This is a genomic window from Burkholderia multivorans ATCC BAA-247, assembly GCF_000959525.1.
Classification (GTDB): domain Bacteria; phylum Pseudomonadota; class Gammaproteobacteria; order Burkholderiales; family Burkholderiaceae; genus Burkholderia; species Burkholderia multivorans.
The window spans coordinates 1,240,808-1,257,998 of sequence record NZ_CP009831.1; the positions used below are offsets into that span (position 1 = coordinate 1,240,808).

At 69.6% G+C, this 17,191-nt stretch carries 15 protein-coding genes; 9 read left to right on the forward strand and 6 right to left on the reverse strand.

Annotated features, from left to right (window positions below; translation table 11 throughout):
• Positions 1-12: 12 nt before the first annotated feature.
• The gene (locus tag NP80_RS07785; protein ID WP_006412102.1) at positions 13-1,098 is read right to left on the reverse strand and encodes an LLM class flavin-dependent oxidoreductase; all 1,086 of its coding nucleotides are present in this window, start codon (positions 1,096-1,098) and stop codon (positions 13-15) included.
• 387 nt (positions 1,099-1,485) lie between these two features.
• On the opposite strand from NP80_RS07785, the gene NP80_RS07790 reads away from it, so the two are divergent.
• Positions 1,486-2,808: an acyl-CoA dehydrogenase family protein gene (locus NP80_RS07790; protein ID WP_045593328.1), complete on the forward strand. Its 1,323-nt coding sequence runs from the start codon at positions 1,486-1,488 to the stop codon at positions 2,806-2,808.
• A gap of 115 nt (positions 2,809-2,923) precedes the next feature.
• Here the strand turns inward: NP80_RS07790 and NP80_RS07795 are convergent, their stop codons facing one another.
• Positions 2,924-3,835 carry a LysR family transcriptional regulator gene (locus NP80_RS07795; protein WP_006409147.1) on the reverse strand — a complete coding sequence of 304 codons (912 nt, stop codon included), beginning with the start codon at positions 3,833-3,835 and terminating at the stop codon, positions 2,924-2,926.
• A gap of 74 nt (positions 3,836-3,909) precedes the next feature.
• On the opposite strand from NP80_RS07795, the gene NP80_RS07800 reads away from it, so the two are divergent.
• Positions 3,910-4,476: a cysteine dioxygenase family protein gene (locus tag NP80_RS07800; RefSeq protein ID WP_006409148.1), complete on the forward strand. Its 567-nt coding sequence runs from the start codon at positions 3,910-3,912 to the stop codon at positions 4,474-4,476.
• Positions 4,477-4,549: 73 nt separating this feature from the next.
• On the forward strand, positions 4,550-6,178 hold the full coding sequence (locus tag NP80_RS07805; RefSeq protein ID WP_045593331.1) for a rhodanese-related sulfurtransferase: 1,629 nt from the start codon (positions 4,550-4,552) through the stop codon (positions 6,176-6,178).
• Positions 6,179-6,264: 86 nt separating this feature from the next.
• On the opposite strand, the gene NP80_RS07810 is transcribed toward NP80_RS07805, so the two are convergent.
• Positions 6,265-7,410, reverse strand: a complete 1,146-nt coding sequence (locus NP80_RS07810; protein ID WP_006410497.1) for a glycerophosphodiester phosphodiesterase — start codon at positions 7,408-7,410, stop codon at positions 6,265-6,267.
• 336 nt (positions 7,411-7,746) lie between these two features.
• Between NP80_RS07810 and NP80_RS07815 the strand changes: the two genes are divergently transcribed.
• Together NP80_RS07815 and NP80_RS07820 are read left to right on the forward strand one after the other, a co-directional pair.
• The gene (locus NP80_RS07815; RefSeq protein WP_035948684.1) at positions 7,747-8,802 is read left to right on the forward strand and encodes a phytoene/squalene synthase family protein; all 1,056 of its coding nucleotides are present in this window, start codon (positions 7,747-7,749) and stop codon (positions 8,800-8,802) included.
• 453 nt (positions 8,803-9,255) lie between these two features.
• Positions 9,256-10,455, forward strand: a complete 1,200-nt coding sequence (locus tag NP80_RS07820; RefSeq protein WP_035487722.1) for a porin — start codon at positions 9,256-9,258, stop codon at positions 10,453-10,455.
• 109 nt (positions 10,456-10,564) lie between these two features.
• Here the strand turns inward: NP80_RS07820 and NP80_RS07825 are convergent, their stop codons facing one another.
• From NP80_RS07825 to pdxR, 3 genes are all read right to left on the reverse strand, one after another.
• Positions 10,565-10,987 (reverse strand): cupin domain-containing protein, encoded by a 423-nt coding sequence (locus NP80_RS07825; protein ID WP_035948682.1) that lies wholly within the window; start codon positions 10,985-10,987, stop codon positions 10,565-10,567.
• Positions 10,988-10,997: 10 nt separating this feature from the next.
• A complete protein-coding gene (locus NP80_RS07830) occupies positions 10,998-11,435 on the reverse strand; it encodes a carboxymuconolactone decarboxylase family protein (protein ID WP_006403645.1) in 438 nt (145 codons plus the stop codon).
• A 93-nt stretch (positions 11,436-11,528) separates the two neighbouring features.
• A complete protein-coding gene (gene pdxR, locus NP80_RS07835; RefSeq protein ID WP_006412219.1) occupies positions 11,529-13,016 on the reverse strand; it encodes a MocR-like pyridoxine biosynthesis transcription factor PdxR in 1,488 nt (495 codons plus the stop codon).
• A gap of 582 nt (positions 13,017-13,598) precedes the next feature.
• Between pdxR and NP80_RS07840 the strand changes: the two genes are divergently transcribed.
• The 4 genes from NP80_RS07840 (at position 13,599) to NP80_RS07855 (ending at position 17,186) form a co-directional block, all read left to right on the forward strand.
• A complete protein-coding gene (locus NP80_RS07840) occupies positions 13,599-14,285 on the forward strand; it encodes a type 1 glutamine amidotransferase domain-containing protein (protein WP_006412218.1) in 687 nt (228 codons plus the stop codon).
• Positions 14,286-14,409: 124 nt separating this feature from the next.
• Entirely contained in the window at positions 14,410-15,519 is a 1,110-nt protein-coding gene (locus tag NP80_RS07845; protein ID WP_006411632.1) for an NADH:flavin oxidoreductase/NADH oxidase, read from the forward strand.
• Between the two features lie 104 nt (positions 15,520-15,623).
• Entirely contained in the window at positions 15,624-16,694 is a 1,071-nt protein-coding gene (locus NP80_RS07850) for an AI-2E family transporter (protein ID WP_006411634.1), read from the forward strand.
• Positions 16,695-16,829: 135 nt separating this feature from the next.
• Positions 16,830-17,186, forward strand: a complete 357-nt coding sequence (locus tag NP80_RS07855; protein ID WP_006403636.1) for an osmotically-inducible lipoprotein OsmE — start codon at positions 16,830-16,832, stop codon at positions 17,184-17,186.
• Positions 17,187-17,191: the final 5 nt, after the last annotated feature.

A 17,191-nucleotide genomic window follows, 5' to 3' on the forward strand; every position in this document is an offset into this window, starting at 1 on the left:
TCTCCCGTGGAATCAGGCTGCGCGGCGCGACGCGTCGCGTGCGGCGACGGCGCTGCGCACGCGCGGAATCAGTTCGCGGCCGTAGTCGATCGCGTCTTCGAGCGGATCGAAGCCGCGGATCAGGAAGGTCGTCACGCCGAGGTCGTAATAGTCGAGCAGCGCATCGGCGACCTGTTCGGGCGTGCCGACCAGCGCGGTGGAATTCGAGCGCGCGCCGGTGAGCTTCGCGATCTCGGTCCACAGCCGCTTGTCGACGCGCGAGCCGCGTTCCGCGGCGGCGAGCAGGCGCCGCGCGCCTTCGCTCTGCTGCGGGCTGCCGGCGCCGAGGCCGGCCGCTTCGCGCAGCCGGCGCGCTTCGTCGAGGATCCGGTGTGCGCGCGCCCACGCGGCGTCCTCGGTCGCCGCGAGGATCGGGCGGAACGACACCGAGAACCGGACCTGTCGGCTGTGCTTCGCGGCTTCCGCGCGCACGCGCGTCGTCAGGTCGCGCACCTGGTCGAGCGATTCGCCCCACAGCGCATAGACGTCGGCATGCTTGCCGGCGACCGCGAGCGCCGCGTCCGATGCGCCGCCGAAATAGATCGGCACATGCGGCTGCTGGAACGGCTTCACCTCGGAAAAGCCCTGCGTGAAACGGTAGTACGTGCCGGCGTGATCGAACGGCTGGGGCTCGGTCCAGATGCGCCGCAGGATGCCGAGATATTCGTCGGTGCGGGCGTAGCGCGCATCGTGATCGAGAAAGTCGCCGTCGCGCTGCTGTTCGCTGTCGGAGCCGCCGGAGATCACGTGCACCGCGAGCCGGCCGCCGCTGAACTGGTCGAGCGTCGCGATTTGCCGCGCGGCGAGCGTCGGGGCCGTAAAGCCCGGGCGATGCGCGAGCATGAAATGGATGCGCTCGGTCGCGGCGGCCGCGAACGCGATCGTCAGCGTTGCCGACGGGCCGGTCGAATGATGCGGAACGAGGATCCGGTCGAAGCCGGCCGCTTCATGCGCGCGGGCGAACTCGCGCACATAGTCGGGATCGACGACGCGGCCGGACGGCGGATGGATTTCCGACTGCTTCTGGCTCTGGATCATGCCGATGAATTCGACGCTCATCTGGGTCTCCGGGAGAGGTACACGGCCCGCGCGGCCGTCGTCGGCCGCCGGGCGGGAATGGAGCGCAGATTACCGCCGCCATCATGCGGAATGGAAATAATCAATCCCGATTTGAATATCAGATTTGCATGGTTTGGGTGCGAGGGCGTTACGCATACGCTGTGCGCTCGCGATGTCATGTCGGTCGAGACCGAGATCGAGATCGAACCGCTCGCGGAACCGGCACACGGGCCGTTCGTGCCCGGCGGCCGTGAATCGATGAAGATCGTGCGTCGGCCGCGACGCGCACGCAGGCACTGCGTCCGATCGAGGGCGGCGCTGCCGCCGGTATTGCCGTCGTACGCCGCCGCATCCTCCAATTCCCCGTTATCGAGAGAACCCGTACCGATGTCCGTCAGCCTTGCCGCTTCGCTGCCGTCGCGCGAGTCGTCGCTGCGCCGCCTGCCCGACGACGAGACGCGCCTCGCCGCGCTGCTCGACCGTCTCGTGCCCGAACTCGCGGGCGATGCCGCGCGCAACGATGTCGACGGCCGTTTTCCGCACGAGAATCTCGCGCGGCTGCAGCGCGCGGGGCTGATCGCGCAGGTGGTGCCGCGCGAGTTTGGCGGCGCCGGCGCGACGCTCGCGCGCGCGAGCCGGATCGTCGCGGCCGTCGCACGCGCCGACCCTGCCACCGCGCTCGTCCTGACGATGACATATCTGCAGCACCGCGCGCTCGGCCGGCCCGACAACCGCTGGCCCGCGCAGGTGCGGCGCGCGGTGTTCGACAGCGCGGTCGCCGACGGCGCACTGATCAACGCGCTGCGCGTCGAGCCGGCGCTCGGTTCGCCGTCGCGCGGCGGGCTGCCCGACACGATCGCGCGTCGCGACGGCGACGGCTGGCGGCTGTCCGGTCACAAGCTGTACAGCACCGGCATTCCGGCGCTGCGCTGGCTGGCCGTGTGGGCGCGCACCGACGAACCGCAGCCGCGTGTCGGCGTGTTCCTCGTCGGGCGCGATCCTCACGTGGACGACGCACGGATCCGCGTGATCGAAAGCTGGGATCATCTCGGCCTGCGCGCGTCCGGCAGCCACGAGGTCGTGTTCGACGACGTGCGGCTGCCCCTCGATCATGCGGTCGACGTGCGTACGCCCGACGCGTGGTCGGTGTCGGCGGCCAGTCATGCGGACGTCGACGCGCAGACCGACCAGCAGGCGTGGATGGTCGCATTGCTCGGCAGTCTCTACGACGCGGTCGCGCGGGCCGCGCACGACTGGCTGCTCGCGTTCGCGACGACGCGCACGCCGACCGGCGTCGGCGCGCCGCTCGCGACGCTGCCGCGCGTGCAGGAGGCCGTCGGCGAGATCGAGGGCTGGCTGCATGCGAACCGTGTGCTGCTCGACGATCACGTCGCGCGTACCGATGCGGGCAATGCGCCGGCCGTGACGACGAGCGGACTCGTGAAGCGCACGGTGACGGAGCAGGCGATCCGCGCGGTCGAACAGGCGCTGAAGCTGTCCGGCAATCACGGCCTGAGCCGCCGCAATCCGCTCGAACGCCACTATCGCGACGTGCTGTGCAGCCGCGTGCATACGCCGCAGGACGACGCGATCGCGGTCGCGGCCGGACGCGCGGCGCTCGACGCGGCGGCGCGGCGGACGGCAGGCGAGGGCGCGGGCGAGGGCCGGACAACGCCTCGCGCATCGGCATCGGGCCGCTCCGATGCGTGAGCCTCGGGCGAGACGACGTCTCACGCGCGAGTATCGGGCCGACGCAATGCGCGAGCGTTGGCGAGCGACCGCCGGAGAGCGTCGCGCGACGCACGACGTGTGCGCCGGCCGCCGCTTACGCGGCTTCGTCTTGTGCGCTCGGCGTGAACGCTTCGCGCGCCTGCGCGGCGATCGCGTCGAGCGGTGCCGCGAAGCGCGCCGCATCCTGGCGGCGCAGCAGCCACAGATCGATCTGCGGCTTGAAATCGGCGAGCGGCACGATCTCGAGCGCATCGCGCAGCGGACTGCATTCGACGAGCGGCATCGGCATCAGACCGATGCCGATGCCGTTGGCGACGCTCTGCAACTGCAGGTCGCGGCCGTACGCGTCGAGCGCGACCGGCATCGGCAGCCCTTGCGCGTCGAGTGCGCGGCGCAGGCCTGCGCGAAAGCCGCAACCGTCCGGATTGAGCACCCAGCCGCGCGCATGGCAGTCGGCGAGCCGATAGCTGCGGCGCGGCCAGTCGCCCTTGCGGCCGACAGCGACGAGCCGCGTCGCCAGCAGTCGTTCGCCTTCGACTGCCGGCGGCAGCACCATTTCGCGCGCGAGAAACACGAGCGCGGCGTCGAGCTCGCGCCGCGCGATGCGCTCGACGAGCACGCCGCCCCAGGCGGTCGTGACCTGCGTCGCGAGCGCCGGCCATCGGCTCGCGAGCCGCGCGATCAGTTCGGGCAGCATGCGCTCGCCGAGGCCCTGCGTGATGCCGATGCGAAATTCGCCGGCGGGCGGCCGCCGTGCGGCCGTCAGCTCGCGCAGCGCGTCGACTTCGCGCAGGATCGCGCGGCACTGGTCGAACACCTGCCGGCCGATGTCGGTCGGGCGCGGCGGTTTCGTGTTGCGGTCGAGCAGCGTCACGCCGAGCGCTTCCTCGAGGTTCTGCACGCGCCGCGTGATCGCGGGCTGCGTCATGCCGAGCTCGGCCGCGGCCTGGCTCAGCGTCTGGCAGCGAACGACCGCTGCAAAAGCGTCGATATCGCTAATTTTCATGTTTGTTCTGCATGGTATTTCCGGTGCATCATGACGATCCATCATGGTGGCCATCATATTCGAGGAGCCGGTCGATGAGTACGCTTTCGTTGCATCAGTCGCCGCTGGGCCCGTTCGTCGACGGGTTGCGCGCGTTGCTCGCGTCGGGCGCGGACGAGGCGCGCGTCGTCGACGAGGGCCGTGCGCTGCTCGCGGCGCTCGTCGCGCGCGACGACTGGCTGCCCGACGCGTTCGCGCAGCCCGATCCCGAGCGTTATCGCCAGTACCTGCTGCATCTCGACCGCGACGAGCGTTTCTCGGTCGTCAGTTTCGTCTGGGGGCCCGGTCAGTCGACGCCGATTCACAACCATACGGTGTGGGGGCTGATCGGCATGCTGCGCGGCGGCGAGCTGTCGCAGCCGTATCGGCTCGACGAAGGCGGCCGGCCGGTGCCGGCAGGCGACGCGACGCGGCTGCGCCCGGGCGACGTCGAGGCCGTGTCGCCGCGCATCGGCGACATCCATCGCGTGACGAATGCGTTCGCGGATCGCGTGTCGATCAGCATCCACGTGTACGGTGCGAACATCGGCAAGGTCGAGCGCGCGGTGTTCCTCGACGACGGCACCGTGAAGCCGTTCGTATCCGGCTATTCGAATCCGTGACACCGCCTCCTGCACGCAGGAGGCCGCCGTTTTTTCCGTTTTTCCGACATCCCGTTCAACCGACAGAGACATCGTGACGCCAACCGCCGATTCCGTTTCCCGCTTTCCCGTCGCGTCGTACCACGACGTACGCGCACGCCTGCTCGCCCGCGACGAAATCGCGCTGATCGACGTGCGCGAGGAAGATCCGTACGCGCAGGGCCATCCGCTGTGGGCCGCGAACTTTCCGCTGTCCAGGCTCGAGCTCGACGCGTGGACGCGCATTCCGCGCCGCGACACGCCGATCGTCGTGTACGGCGAAGCGGACGGCGAGGATCTCGCGCCGCGCGCGGCCGCCACGCTCGCGCGGCTCGGCTATACCGACGTGCGGCTGCTCGACGGCGGTCTCGCCGGCTGGCAGGCCGCGGGCGGCGAGCTGTTCATCGACGTGAACGTGCCGAGCAAGTCATTCGGCGAATGGGTCGAGGCCGAGCGGCATACGCCGTCGCTGTCCGCGCAGGAAGTGCAGGCGCTGATCGACGCGCGTGCCGACGTCGTGATCGTCGACGCGCGCCGCTTCGACGAGTATCGGACGATGAACATCCCGACGTCGACGAGCGTGCCGGGCGCCGAACTCGTGCTGCGCGTGCGCGCGCTCGCGCCGAACCCGTCGACGCGGATCGTCGTGAACTGCGCGGGCCGCACGCGCAGCATCATCGGCACGCAGTCGCTGATCAACGCGGGGCTGCCGAACCCGGTGGCCGCGCTGCGCAACGGCACGATCGGCTGGACGCTCGCGGGCCAGACGCTCGAGCACGGCGCGGCGCGCCGTTTTCCCGACGAGATCGATCCCGCCTTGCGTGCGGAAGCGCGCCGCGCGGCGCGCGCGGTCGCCGAGCGCGCGGGCGTGGCGCGGATCGCGCTCGCGGACGTCGACGCGCTCGCCGCCGAGCCGGGCCGAACGCTCTACCGCTTCGACGTGCGCAAGCCGGAGGAATACGAGGCCGGCCATCTGCCGGGCTTCCAGAGCACGCCGGGCGGCCAACTCGTGCAGGAGACCGATCATCACGCCCCGGTGCGCGGCGCACGGATCGTGCTCGCGGACGACGACGGCGTGCGCGCGGACATGACCGCGTCGTGGCTCGCGCAAATGGGCTGGGACGTGCGCGTCGTCGAACCGGCGGGCGACGCGGCGTTCGTCGAACGCGGCGAGCCGCCGCGCAATGTGCCGACGCCGCCCGAGGCGCAGGACGTGTCGCCCGCGACGCTCGCGGGCTGGCTCGAAGCGGGCAAGCGCGACGACGTCGCGATCGTCGACGTGACGGCCAGCGCGAACTACGTGAAACGCCATATCCCGGGCGCGTGGTTCGCGGTGCGCGCACAGTTGCGCGACGCGCTCGCCGCGATCCCGCCGGCAACGCGCTATGTGTTCACGTGCGGGTCGAGCCTGCTCGCGCGCTTCGCGGCCGCCGACGCGCGCGCGTGGCTGCCCGACGGCGCGGCGGTGTTCGTGCTCGCGGGCGGGACGGCCGCGTGGATCGACGCGGGGCTGCCGCTCGAAAGCGGCGAAACGCGGCTCGCGTCGCCGCGCATCGACCGCTACCGGCGGCCGTACGAGGGCACCGACAACGCGGCGGCCGCGATGCAGGCGTATCTGGACTGGGAATACGGGCTCGTCGATCAGCTGAAGCGCGACGGGACGCATCACTTCAGCGTGATTTGACCGCGACGGGGCGCGCGGCCGCGCGCCGTGCGAGACGGTGCGTGGCGGATGCGGTGCGCATGTGCCGCACCGCATCCGCCGCCGCTTCAGCGCTTGAACGTGTCGACGGCCGTCCGGCCGACCGCCGGATCGTCGGTAAAGAAGCCGTCGATGCCCGCGCGCAGGTACGCCTGGATCTCGCGCACCGAGCCCGCCGTATTGCGCGTGTCGGGCGTCCCGCCGTCCTTCAGCGATGCCGGCAGGAAATTGTTCTCCGGCCGGAACGTGTACGGATGCACGACGAGCCCGGCTTCGTGCGCGTAGCGCACGTAGGGCGTCGGCTGCTGCAGCGTGCCGTCCGCGGCAACGGCGATGATCGAGGTCTTGTACGGGCCGACGCCGTTCGCGTACGTCGCGATCTCGCGCATCCCGTCGCGCGTCGACAGGTCGCCGTAGGTGCGCTTGTCGTTTGCCTTCACGAAGTCGTACGGGCGCTGCGCGGCTTCGTCCATCAACTGCACGAGCTTCCAGTTCGGCTGGCCCGCGCCGATCCGGTTGCGGATCGCCTTCAGGTTCGCGACCTCGAAGGACTGGATGTAGACGGTCGCCGTGCGCGACGTGTACGGATCCTTCAGCAGCGCGTCGACGAGGCGGTCCTCGAGCGGCAGGCCGATCGACTGGAAGTAGGTCGGATGCTTGGTTTCGGGATAAAGATGAATCGTGCGGCCCGTCTGCGCGGACATCTGCTTCGCGAGCGCGACGATTTCGTCGAGCGTCGGAATCTCGAACTGGTCGTTGTACGCGGCGTTCGCCGGGCGGATCTGCGGAATGCGCTCGCGTGCGCGCAGCGTCTTCAGCTCGGCGAGCGTGAAGTCCTCGGTGAACCAGCCCGTCAGCTGCGTGCCGTCGATCGTCTTCGTCGTCTTGCGGCTCGCGAACTGCGGCAGCGTCGACACGTTCGTCGTGCCCGAGATCTCGTTCTCGTGGCGCGCGACCAGCACGCCGTCGCGCGTTGCCACGAGGTCGGGCTCGATGATGTCCGCGCCGTCCTCGATCGCCTTGCGGTACGACGCGAGCGTGTGCTCGGGACGCAGCGCGCTCGCGCCGCGGTGGCCGACCACCTGGATTTTTGCGGAGATCGGCTGCGTCGGGTCGGGCGTCAGCGTATCGTCGCCGCCGCACGCGGCGAGCACGAACGTGGCGGCACAGGCGAACGGGACGCAGCGCAGGACGCTCGGGCGCTTGAAGAACATGGCGATGGACCTTCGAATCGGGAGCCGGAAAAGGACGCGGTTGCGGCGGCGCGATGCATCATGCCGCGCCGCGCGGCATCGAACGGGACGCGATCGTCGCATCGCATCATTACATATGTATTACTTGTGCCTTTCTTGTTTTTGACGCCCGGCGTGCGTCGAACCGCCGTCGCCCGCGGGGCCCGGCGCCGGATGCACTAAACTTGCGGGAATTTTGCATCGCCGCGCCGGCCCGCGACGCCGTGCGGGCGCGACGATGCGGCGACTCGCGGGCCGGCGCGGGCGCCCATGCGCCGGACGTGCGCGGGTGCCGCGCCGGCCGATTTTTCCGAATCCATGACGACTCATACCGATCCCGCCTATCTGCTCGGCGACCTGCTGAAGAACGTTTCCCGCTCCTTCTATCTGACGCTGCGCGTGCTGCCCGACGGCATGCGCGAGCCGGTCGGTCTCGCGTATCTGCTCGCGCGCGCGGCCGACACGATCGCCGACACGGCGCTCGTCGTGCCCGAGCGGCGCGCGGCGCTGCTGAACGCGCTGCGCGACGAGATCGAGCGGCTCGGCGACGGCGTCGCGCTGTCGGCCGCACTCGACGACGTGACGCGGATGCAGACCGATTCGCACGAGCACGTGCTGCTCGGCTCGATGCAGCCGATGCTCGCGCTGCTGCGCGCGCAGCCGGACGCGGATCGCACGTCGATCCGCAAGGTCGTCGCGACGCTGACGTCGGGCATGGAATTCGACCTGCGCACGTTCCCGGACGAGCAGTCGGGCCAGCTTGCGGTGCTCCCGACGCGCGACGTGCTCGACCGCTATACGTATCTCGTCGCCGGCTGCGTCGGCGAGTTCTGGACCGACATGACGGCCATGCACACGCGCGCGGCGCGCGGCTGGGACGTGCCGGCGATGCGCGAGCGCGGAATCCGCTTCGGCAAGGCGCTGCAGATGACGAACATCCTGCGCGACTGCGCGAAGGATCTGCGGATCGGCCGCTGCTATCTGCCGGAGGACGCGCTCGCCGCGCACGGGCTGAGCGCGGCCGATCTGCTCGCACCCGACGCGTATCCGCGCGCGCGCGGCGTGCTGTTCGACCTGCTGCGCGTCGCGCTCGACCAGTATCGCGATGCCGGTACGTATACGGTGGCGATTCCGCGTCGCTTCGTGCGGCTGCGGCTCGCGTGCCTGTGGCCGATCCTGATCGGCCTCGAAACGCTCGAACTGCTGGCCGGCCACGACGGCTGGCTCGATCCGGCGAAACCGGCCAAGGTGCCGAGAAAGCGGATCTATCGAATCATGGCGTCGTCGCTCGCGTTCGTCGGATCGAACGCGGCGATCCGCGCGCGCATCGCGGCGCTCGTCGACGCGGTCGACGCACGGATCGCATCGCGGTAATCGGCACGGCAAGCATCGCGCGGCGGCGCGGTTGCCGCCGGCGTTCCTCTCTCGCGGCCCGCGTTCGCCGGGCCGCCGCGTTTCCTCCGACCGCGGTCGCCCGACCGCGTTTCGCACGACGATTCGGCTGCCGAAACGGAGGTGTCACGATCGTCAGCGATCCTGCGCGGTTGCGAGCCGCGAAGGCGTCTGACGACTTCGCGCACTCGATGTGCAGCAGTAAAAATGTAAAGCTAGGGTTTTCACCGGGAAATGCCGGAAACGCCCGCGCTGTAAGCGTTTCCGCGCCTTATGTAACCGTTTGGTGAACCCGCGCGTTGCGTCGATCATACGATGACCGACCGCGCGTATTGGGAAACAATCGGTAATCCGTCAGAATTGCGCCGGCATGTACTCGCACATGTGTCACAAGACCACACCAGAAAAGAATCATTCTTTGAGGACGGAGAATCAATGAAAAAGCGCGTCGTCGTCGCCATGACGGCAGCCGGCCTTGCGGCCGCTACCGCCGCCCACGCTCAGAGCAGCGTGACCCTGTACGGTATCGTCGATAACGGTCTGGCGTACCAGAATAACGCGGCACCGTCGACCGGCGCGACGAGCGGCGGTCATTCGAAGGTGTCGATGTCCACCGGCGTGTGGGCAGGCAGCCGCTTCGGCCTGAAGGGCAACGAAGACCTCGGCGGCGGCACGAAGGCGATCTTCCAGCTCGAAGCCGGCGTGAACACGGCAACGGGCGCATCGCAGTGGACGGGCGGCATCTTCACGCGTCAGGCGTGGGTCGGCCTGACGAACGCGGCGTACGGTACGCTGACGGCCGGTCGCCAGTACACGGCGTACTACACGCTGCTGTCGCCGTACAGCCCGACGACGTGGCTGACGGGCGCATACGGCGCGCACCCGGGTGATATCGACTCGCTGGATACGAGCTACCGCGCGAACAATTCGCTCGTCTACATGTCGCCGAAGTTCTACGGCTTCACGGTCGGCGGCTCGTACTCGTTCGGCGGCGTGCCGGGCAGCGTGAACCGCGGCTCGACGTGGAGCGCGGCGATCCAGTACCTGAACGGCCCGGCAGGCATCGCGGTCGGCTATCAGCGCGTCAACAACTCGACGCTCGGCGGCGGCGCGTGGGGCGACAACTCGACGGTCACGAGCGGCGGCCAGCCGGCCGTGTCGGCGATCAACAACGGCTACGCGACGGCGCAATCGCAGCAGCGCCTCGGCGTGACGGCCGGCTACCAGTTCACGCCGGCGTGGGACGTATCCGTGTCCTACACGAACGTCCAGTACATCCCGGGCATCGGCTCGTCGTTCCACAACACCGCGATCTTCAACACGGCCGGCGCCGTGCTGCACTGGAAGGCAGCGGCTCAGTGGGACTTCGCGGCAGGCTACTCGTACACGGCCGCAACGAAGTCGAACGGCATCTCGAGCTCGGCGAAGTACCACCAGGTCACGCTGTCGCAGTACTACAGCCTGTCGAAGCGCACGGGCCTGTACGCACTCGAGGCGTACCAGCACGCGAGCGGCAATACGCTGAGCCGCGCGGGCGCGATCCAGTCGGCAACGACGCAAATCGGCGACGGCGTGGCAGCAGGTGCCGGCCAGAACCAGATCGCCGTCGGCGTCGGCATGATCCACCGCTTCTGATGTCGCGCGGCGCGTCAGCGCCGCCGCGGCCAAGCGGTACGCAGTACGGAAAAACCGGCCTTCGGGCCGGTTTTTCCATTGGTATCGGCACATCGCGCGCGACGCGCGCTCACCGCTCCATCGGCGACTTCAGCGGATCGTGCTCGCCGGTCAGTGCGAACACGACGAGCTGCGCCGGCTCGCTCTCGCTCGCATTGCGCGACACCTGGTGGCGCGCGCCCGGCGGCTCGTACCAGCCTTCGCCGGCGCGATAGCGCCGCAGCGGGCCGTCGTTGACTTGCGACAACACTTCGCCTTTCGACACGACCGCGAAGACCGAGCCGAGATGCCGATGCGGTTCGGATGCCTGACCGGGCGCATAGTCGACGATTGCGACGACCGCGAGCTTGCCCGGCGCTTCGGGCACGGTCTGCCGCATGATCGCGTGCGCGGCGTCGCCTGTCTCGTGTGCGTGCGTCGGCACGACCGACACGGCGCCGAGCGCGAGCACCGCGCCGACGAGCGCGCGGCGCAAGGAGGTGCGGGTCGTCATCGTGCGCACCTCACTCGGGCATCTTGCGGAACGCGATCGCAAAGCGATTCCACGCGTTGATCGTCGCGATCAGCAGCGACAGGTCGAACAGCTCCTCGTCGCTGAAGTGCGGCTTCACCGATTCCCACACCGCATCGGGCACGTGGTCCTCGGCGATCAGCGTCAGCGCCTCGGTCCATTCGAGCGCGGCGCGCTCGCGTGCGGTGAAGAACGGCGTTTCGCGCCAGGCGACGACGGTCGCGAGGCGGCGATCGGTTTCGCCGCCTTTGCGCGCGTCGGTCGTATGCATGTCGACGCAGAACGCGCAGCCGTTGATCTGCGACGCGCGCAGGCGGACGAGCTCCGCGAGCGGCTTTTCGATCGAGCTTTTCGCGAGGAAGTCCTCGGCGTTGCGCATCACCTTGATCGCATTCGGGCTGGCGGCATAGAAGTTCAGACGCGGTTGCATCGCAGGTCCTCTTTCGGTTGGAGCGCACGGTGGCGCGACGGACCTACTTTACGAGTCCTACTGGCCTGCTTGAATGGCCAATTTCCGGAAATATCAGGTGACCACCGGCGTGCGCCGGCTGGCGACGCCTTCGTCGAGCATCGCGGCGAGCCGCGTGAGCGTCGCGTCGATGCGTACCGCGTCGATGCCGCCATACCCGAACAGGAGCCCCGCGCGCACCGGCACGTCGACGTGAAACATCGAGATGCCGTACAGCCCGATGTCCTGCGTGCGCGCCGCGCGGATCAGCGCCGCTTCGTCGAGGCCCGGCTTCAGCAGCGCGGCGAGGTGGATGCCGGCGCTGGGCACGATCGCGTCGAACCACGGCGCGAGCGCGCCGCGCAGATGCGCCACCACCATCTTGCGGCGCGCGTCGTAGTGCTTCTGCACGCGGCGCAGGTGCCGCGCAAAATCGCCGTCGAGCATGAAGCGCGCGAGCGCCGCCTGCGTCAGCGTGCACGTATGCCAGTCGACGATCTGCTTCGCCTTGCAGAGCGCGCCGCGCAGCGCGCGCGGCGGAATCGCATAGCCGATCCGCAGGTCCGGGAAGATCGTCTTCGAGAACGTGCCGACGTAGGCGACGAGCCCCGTGCGATCGAGGCTCTTCAGCGATTCGACGGGCCGCCCCTCGAAGCGGAATTCGCCGTCGTAGTCGTCCTCGATGATCACCGCGCGCCGACGCTGCGCCCATTCGAGCAGCGCGATGCGCCGCTCCAGCGACATCGGCATCCCGAGCGGGAACTGGTGCGAGGGTGTGACGTAGACGAGCCGCGCCTCGTCGGGCAGCCGCTCGGTCACGAGCCCGTGCGCGTCGACGGGCACGCCGATCACCGTTGCACCGACCGACGCGAACGCGGCGCGGGCCGGCGGGTAGCCGGGATCTTCGACCGCGACGATGTCGCCGGGCCGCACGACGACGCGGGCAAGCAGATCGAGCGCCTGCTGCGCGCCCTGCGTGACGATCACGTCGTCCCAGTTGCAGACCACCGCGCGCCGGAAGCCGACGTAGCGCGCGATCGCGCCGCGCAGCTGCGCATCGCCGGCCGGATCGTGATATTGGCCGCGCACGCGCGCCTGCTGGCGCAGCGCGTGATGCAGACAGCGTCGCCACGTGTCGAACGGGAACAGCGTCTTGTCGGTGACGCCGCCGCGGAAGTCGTCGCGCGGCGTGTCGGCCGGCATCGGCATCGGCAGCGCGTCGGGCAGGTCGTTCCACCATGCGCGCGCATCGACCGCGTCGGCGCGCGGCGTGTCGCGCACGAGCGACGGCCCCGGCGCCTCGGCCGCATGCGGGACGCGCGCGAGCCCGTCGGCGACGAACGTGCCGTCGCCTGCGCGCGTGTGCAGATAGCCTTCGGCGACGAGCCGTTCGAACGCATCGAGCGTCGTCTTGCGCGACACGCCGAGCTGCTTCGCGAGATCGCGCGTCGACGGCAGCCGTGCGCCGCCTTCGAGCCGCCCGTCGACGATCGCGGTGCGCAGCTGGCGGTAGATCTGGCCGGTCAGGTCGTGTCGGCCTTCGATGCGGATGGCGATGTCCATCGCAGTGGTTACCTCGATTTGGTCGTTTTGCGGTCGATCGGCATACCGCGAGTATGCACCGGACAGGACGCCGATCGCGACCGTCGCCGCGCGCGGCACGGAGGCAAAGATGAAACCCTGCGGACGGCAGGGTCGAACGGCCGTTTACTAGACGACCGGTCTAATCAGCGGCTATGATCCGAGCTCCTGAACCGGACGAGCCGAACCGTGCGACATGCGGCGCGCCGGATGACGGGACGCGTGCGGCACGCAGACGTGCGCGCGCGGGAAGGGCGGAGCGGCAAAGCGACGCGCTGCCGGCGGCGCACGCCGTGGCGCGACAGGCGCACAATCGGGCTGATGCGGCAACGCAGTCGCCACCGATGCGCGCCGACACCGCGGGTCGCGCGTGGCTTGTAGACGACTGGTCTAATACAGCGACCGGTTTTGTGTATCGCTGCCGCACGTTGCCGCACGAGCGCGGACTAACGGGCACGCACCGCGCGCATGCGGCGCCGCGCGTCGTGCGCCGGCATGCCCGATGCGCGACACGGCTGCCGCCCGTGCGGCCTGTTCCCGTCAATTTCATAGGAGTGTCCGATCATGAAGATTCTGGTTGTCCTGACCTCGCACGACACGCTCGGCGACACCGGCAAGAAAACCGGCTTCTGGCTCGAGGAACTGGCCGCGCCGTACTACGCGTTCAAGGACGCGGGCATCGAGCTGACGCTCGCGTCGCCGAAGGGCGGCCAGCCGCCGCTCGACCCGAAGAGCAGCGATCCGTCCGCGCAGACCGATGCGACGCGCCGTTTCGATGCCGATCCGGCCGCCAAGGCCGAACTCGCGGCGACGCGCAAGCTGGCCGACGTGTCGATCGACGACTACGACGCGGTGTTCTACCCCGGCGGCCATGGCCCGCTGTGGGATCTCGCCGAGGATCTGCATTCGATCGGCCTGATCGAACGCACGCTCGCGGCCGGCAAGCCGGCGGCGCTGGTCTGTCATGCGCCGGGCGTGCTGCGCCACGTGAAGGACCCGAAAACCGGTGAGTCGGTCGTGCGCGGCAAGCGCGTGACCGGCTTCACGAACAGCGAGGAGGCGGCCGTCGGGTTGACCGAAGTCGTGCCGTTCCTCGTCGAGGACATGCTGAAGACCAACGGTGCGCAGTTCGAGCGCGGCGCCGATTGGGCGCCGCATGTCGTCGCCGACGGGCTGCTGATCACCGGGCAGAACCCGGCGTCGTCGGCGCCCGCGGCCGAAGCGCTGCTCGCCGCGCTGAGCCGGCGCTGAACGCGCCGCTGGCCAGGCGCCGTCGCGTCGCGCAAGCGGCGCGGCGGCATCCGTTTCGCGCCGTCGTGCAGCCGCACGACGGCTCAACCCGCCGTTTCGCAGGACCAAGCAAAAGGAGTCGTGGATGTCTGCCTTGTTCGAACCGTTCAAACTGAAGGATGTCACGTTGCGCAACCGGATCGCGGTGCCGCCGATGTGTCAGTACGTCGCCGAGGACGGCGTCGTCAACGACTGGCATCACGTGCACCTGGCCGGCATCGCCCGCGGCGGCGCGGGCCTCGTGATCGCCGAGGCGACCGCCGTGTCGCCGGAAGGCCGCATCACGCCGGGCTGCGCCGGACTCTGGACCGATGCGCAGGCCGAAGCGTTCGCGCCGTCGGTCGCGGCGATCAAGGCCGCGGGCGCGGTGCCCGGCATCCAGATCGCACATGCGGGCCGCAAGGCGAGCGCGAACCGTCCGTGGGAAGGCGACGACCATATCCCCGAAGGCGATCCGCGCGGCTGGCAGACCATCGCGCCGTCGTCCGTGCCGTTCGGCGCGCATCTGCCGAAGGTGCCGCGCGAGATGACGCGCGACGACATCGCGCGCGTGCAGGCCGATTTCGTCGCGGCGGCCAGGCGTGCGCGCGACATCGGCTTCGAATGGCTCGAACTGCATTTCGCGCACGGCTATCTCGGCCAGAGCTTCTTCTCCGTGCACTCGAACCGGCGCACCGACGAATACGGCGGCTCGGCCGAGAATCGCGGCCGCTTCCTCGTCGAGACGCTGGCCGCGGTCCGCAAGGTCTGGCCCGAGCATCTGCCGCTGACCGCGCGTTTCGGCGTGATCGAATACGACGGCCGCGACGAGGAGACGCTCGCCGAATCGATCGCGCTCACGCAGCGACTGAAGCAGGAAGGGCTCGACATGCTGAGCGTGTCGGTCGGCTTCTCGACGCCCGATGCGCAGATTCCGTGGGGCCCGGCGTTCCTCGCGCCGGTCGCCGAGCGCGTGCGCCGCGAAGCGGGGCTGCCGGTGTCGTCCGCGTGGGGCATCGACACGCCGCAACTGGCGAACCGCGTCGTCGCCGACGAGCAGCTCGATCTCGTGATGGTCGGCCGCGCGCATCTGGCCGACCCGCACTGGCCGTACTATGCGGCCAGGCAGCTCGGCGTCGAGCGTCCGTCGTGGACGCTGCCCGCGCCGTATGCACACTGGCTCGAGCGCTATCGCGTCGCCGAGAAGGCAGCGTAAGCCCGCGTCGCGCCGCGCCCATGCGCGGCATCGATGGATAGAATGGCGGTTCGCGCAGTGAGGTTGCTGCGCGAACCGCCATTTTTTCTTTCGACAGAGGTGCGATGGGCACTCACGTTTCGTCGTCCCGCGATGCGGCCGCGCGGCCGCGCGCGCAACAGATCGCGCGCGCCGTGCTGTATGCGGCGCTTCTCGCGCTTGCGCTGTGGGTGATCCGCGCATTCATTCCGGCGATCGCCTGGGCCTGCGTGATCGCGATCGCGATGTGGCCGCTGCTGCAGCGAATCGAGGCGAATGCGCTGCTGCGCAACCGGCCGACGCTGGTCGCGACGATCGTCACGGCGGCCGTGTCGCTGCTGGTCGTGCTGCCGGTCGCGATCGCGCTCACGCAGGCGATCGTGCAGGCGCACGACCTGCGCGAATGGTTCCAGTCGATCCGCGACAACGGCATTCCGCTGCCGGACGTCGTGAACCGGCTGCCGTACGGCGCCGCGCAGATCACGCAATGGTGGCAAACCAACCTCGGCCATCCGCTGCATGCGGCCACCGCGATGCACGGCGCGAGCGGCGAGAAGGTGCTCGCGTTCGGGCGGCAGTTCGGCACGCGCGTCGCGCATGCGGTATTCGAATTCGGCTTCATGCTCGTCACGCTGTTCGTGATCGTGCGCGCCGGACACCGGCTGGCCGGCGAACTGCTGCAGGGCGCGCAGCGCGCGTTCGGCCACGACGGCGCGCATCTGATCGAGCGGATGGTCGCCGCGGTGCAGGGCACGGTCACGGGCCTCGTCGTCGTGGGGCTCGGCGAAGGCGCGCTGCTCGGCGTTGCCTATGCACTCGCCGGCGTCCCGCATGCGGCGCTGCTCGGCGTCGTCACCGCCGTCGCCGCGATGCTGCCGTTCTGCGCGCCCCTCGTGTTCTGCGGCGCCGCGCTGTGGCTGTTCGTGCAGGGCGCGACCGCGTGGGCGGTCGTGATCGCCGTGCTCGGCTTCGTCGTCGTGTTCGTTGCCGAACACTTCGTGCGGCCGATGCTGATCGGCAACTCGGCACGGCTGCCGTTCCTGCTCGTGCTGTTCGGCATTCTCGGCGGCGCCGAAACGTTCGGCCTCATCGGCCTGTTCGTCGGCCCCGCGCTGATGACGGTGCTGACCGTGCTGTGGGCCGAATGGCGCGCGTAAGCGTTGCATCCGGCACGCCGCGCACACCGAATTCGACATTTCTTTGCGATCCGAACCCCAAAGGTCGAGTAGCATGGGGCTTTCGGTCGCGCCGGCAGGCGCAGCAGAACTCTTCCCAGCATGCGATTGATCCGGATGTCCCGTCCCGCTGCAACGCTTTCTCTGGCCGCCGGCTGCCTGATGCTGCACGGCTGCGCGTGGTTCGATGCATGGCTGCCGTTCTCGTATTCGCGGATGCCGGTGCCGAAGGCCGCGTCGCGGCACGGCGCGACGCGCGACACGGTCGTCCACGCCGGCGGCAATCCGCGCAGCGTGTGGATGGTGCGCAACGGCAGCGGCGTTTGCTACAACTATCTGCTCGAACACGGCGACGAGCGCCGGCCGTACTTCGTCGTGTTCGATCGCGCCGGCGCGGTCACGCACCACGGCTTCGACACCTGCATGAACGCCGACCGCAGCGGCCGGCTGCAGGCGCGCAACGGCGGCGCGTAGCGCTG

Excerpts from the sequence above, each read along its gene's own strand:
- NP80_RS07785 (WP_006412102.1), bottom strand. The coding sequence starts at position 1,098 with ATGAGCGTCGAATTCATCGGCATGATCCAGAGCCAGAAGCAGTCGGAA.
- NP80_RS07790 (WP_045593328.1), top strand. The coding sequence starts at position 1,486 with ATGTCCGTCAGCCTTGCCGCTTCGCTGCCGTCGCGCGAGTCGTCGCTG.
- NP80_RS07795 (WP_006409147.1), bottom strand. The coding sequence starts at position 3,835 with ATGAAAATTAGCGATATCGACGCTTTTGCAGCGGTCGTTCGCTGCCAG.
- NP80_RS07800 (WP_006409148.1), top strand. The coding sequence starts at position 3,910 with ATGAGTACGCTTTCGTTGCATCAGTCGCCGCTGGGCCCGTTCGTCGAC.
- NP80_RS07810 (WP_006410497.1), bottom strand. The coding sequence starts at position 7,410 with ATGTTCTTCAAGCGCCCGAGCGTCCTGCGCTGCGTCCCGTTCGCCTGT.
- NP80_RS07815 (WP_035948684.1), top strand. The coding sequence starts at position 7,747 with ATGACGACTCATACCGATCCCGCCTATCTGCTCGGCGACCTGCTGAAG.
- NP80_RS07820 (WP_035487722.1), top strand. The coding sequence starts at position 9,256 with ATGAAAAAGCGCGTCGTCGTCGCCATGACGGCAGCCGGCCTTGCGGCC.
- NP80_RS07825 (WP_035948682.1), bottom strand. The coding sequence starts at position 10,987 with ATGACGACCCGCACCTCCTTGCGCCGCGCGCTCGTCGGCGCGGTGCTC.
- NP80_RS07830 (WP_006403645.1), bottom strand. The coding sequence starts at position 11,435 with ATGCAACCGCGTCTGAACTTCTATGCCGCCAGCCCGAATGCGATCAAG.
- pdxR (WP_006412219.1), bottom strand. The coding sequence starts at position 13,016 with ATGGACATCGCCATCCGCATCGAAGGCCGACACGACCTGACCGGCCAG.
- NP80_RS07840 (WP_006412218.1), top strand. The coding sequence starts at position 13,599 with ATGAAGATTCTGGTTGTCCTGACCTCGCACGACACGCTCGGCGACACC.
- NP80_RS07845 (WP_006411632.1), top strand. The coding sequence starts at position 14,410 with ATGTCTGCCTTGTTCGAACCGTTCAAACTGAAGGATGTCACGTTGCGC.
- NP80_RS07850 (WP_006411634.1), top strand. The coding sequence starts at position 15,624 with ATGGGCACTCACGTTTCGTCGTCCCGCGATGCGGCCGCGCGGCCGCGC.
- NP80_RS07855 (WP_006403636.1), top strand. The coding sequence starts at position 16,830 with ATGTCCCGTCCCGCTGCAACGCTTTCTCTGGCCGCCGGCTGCCTGATG.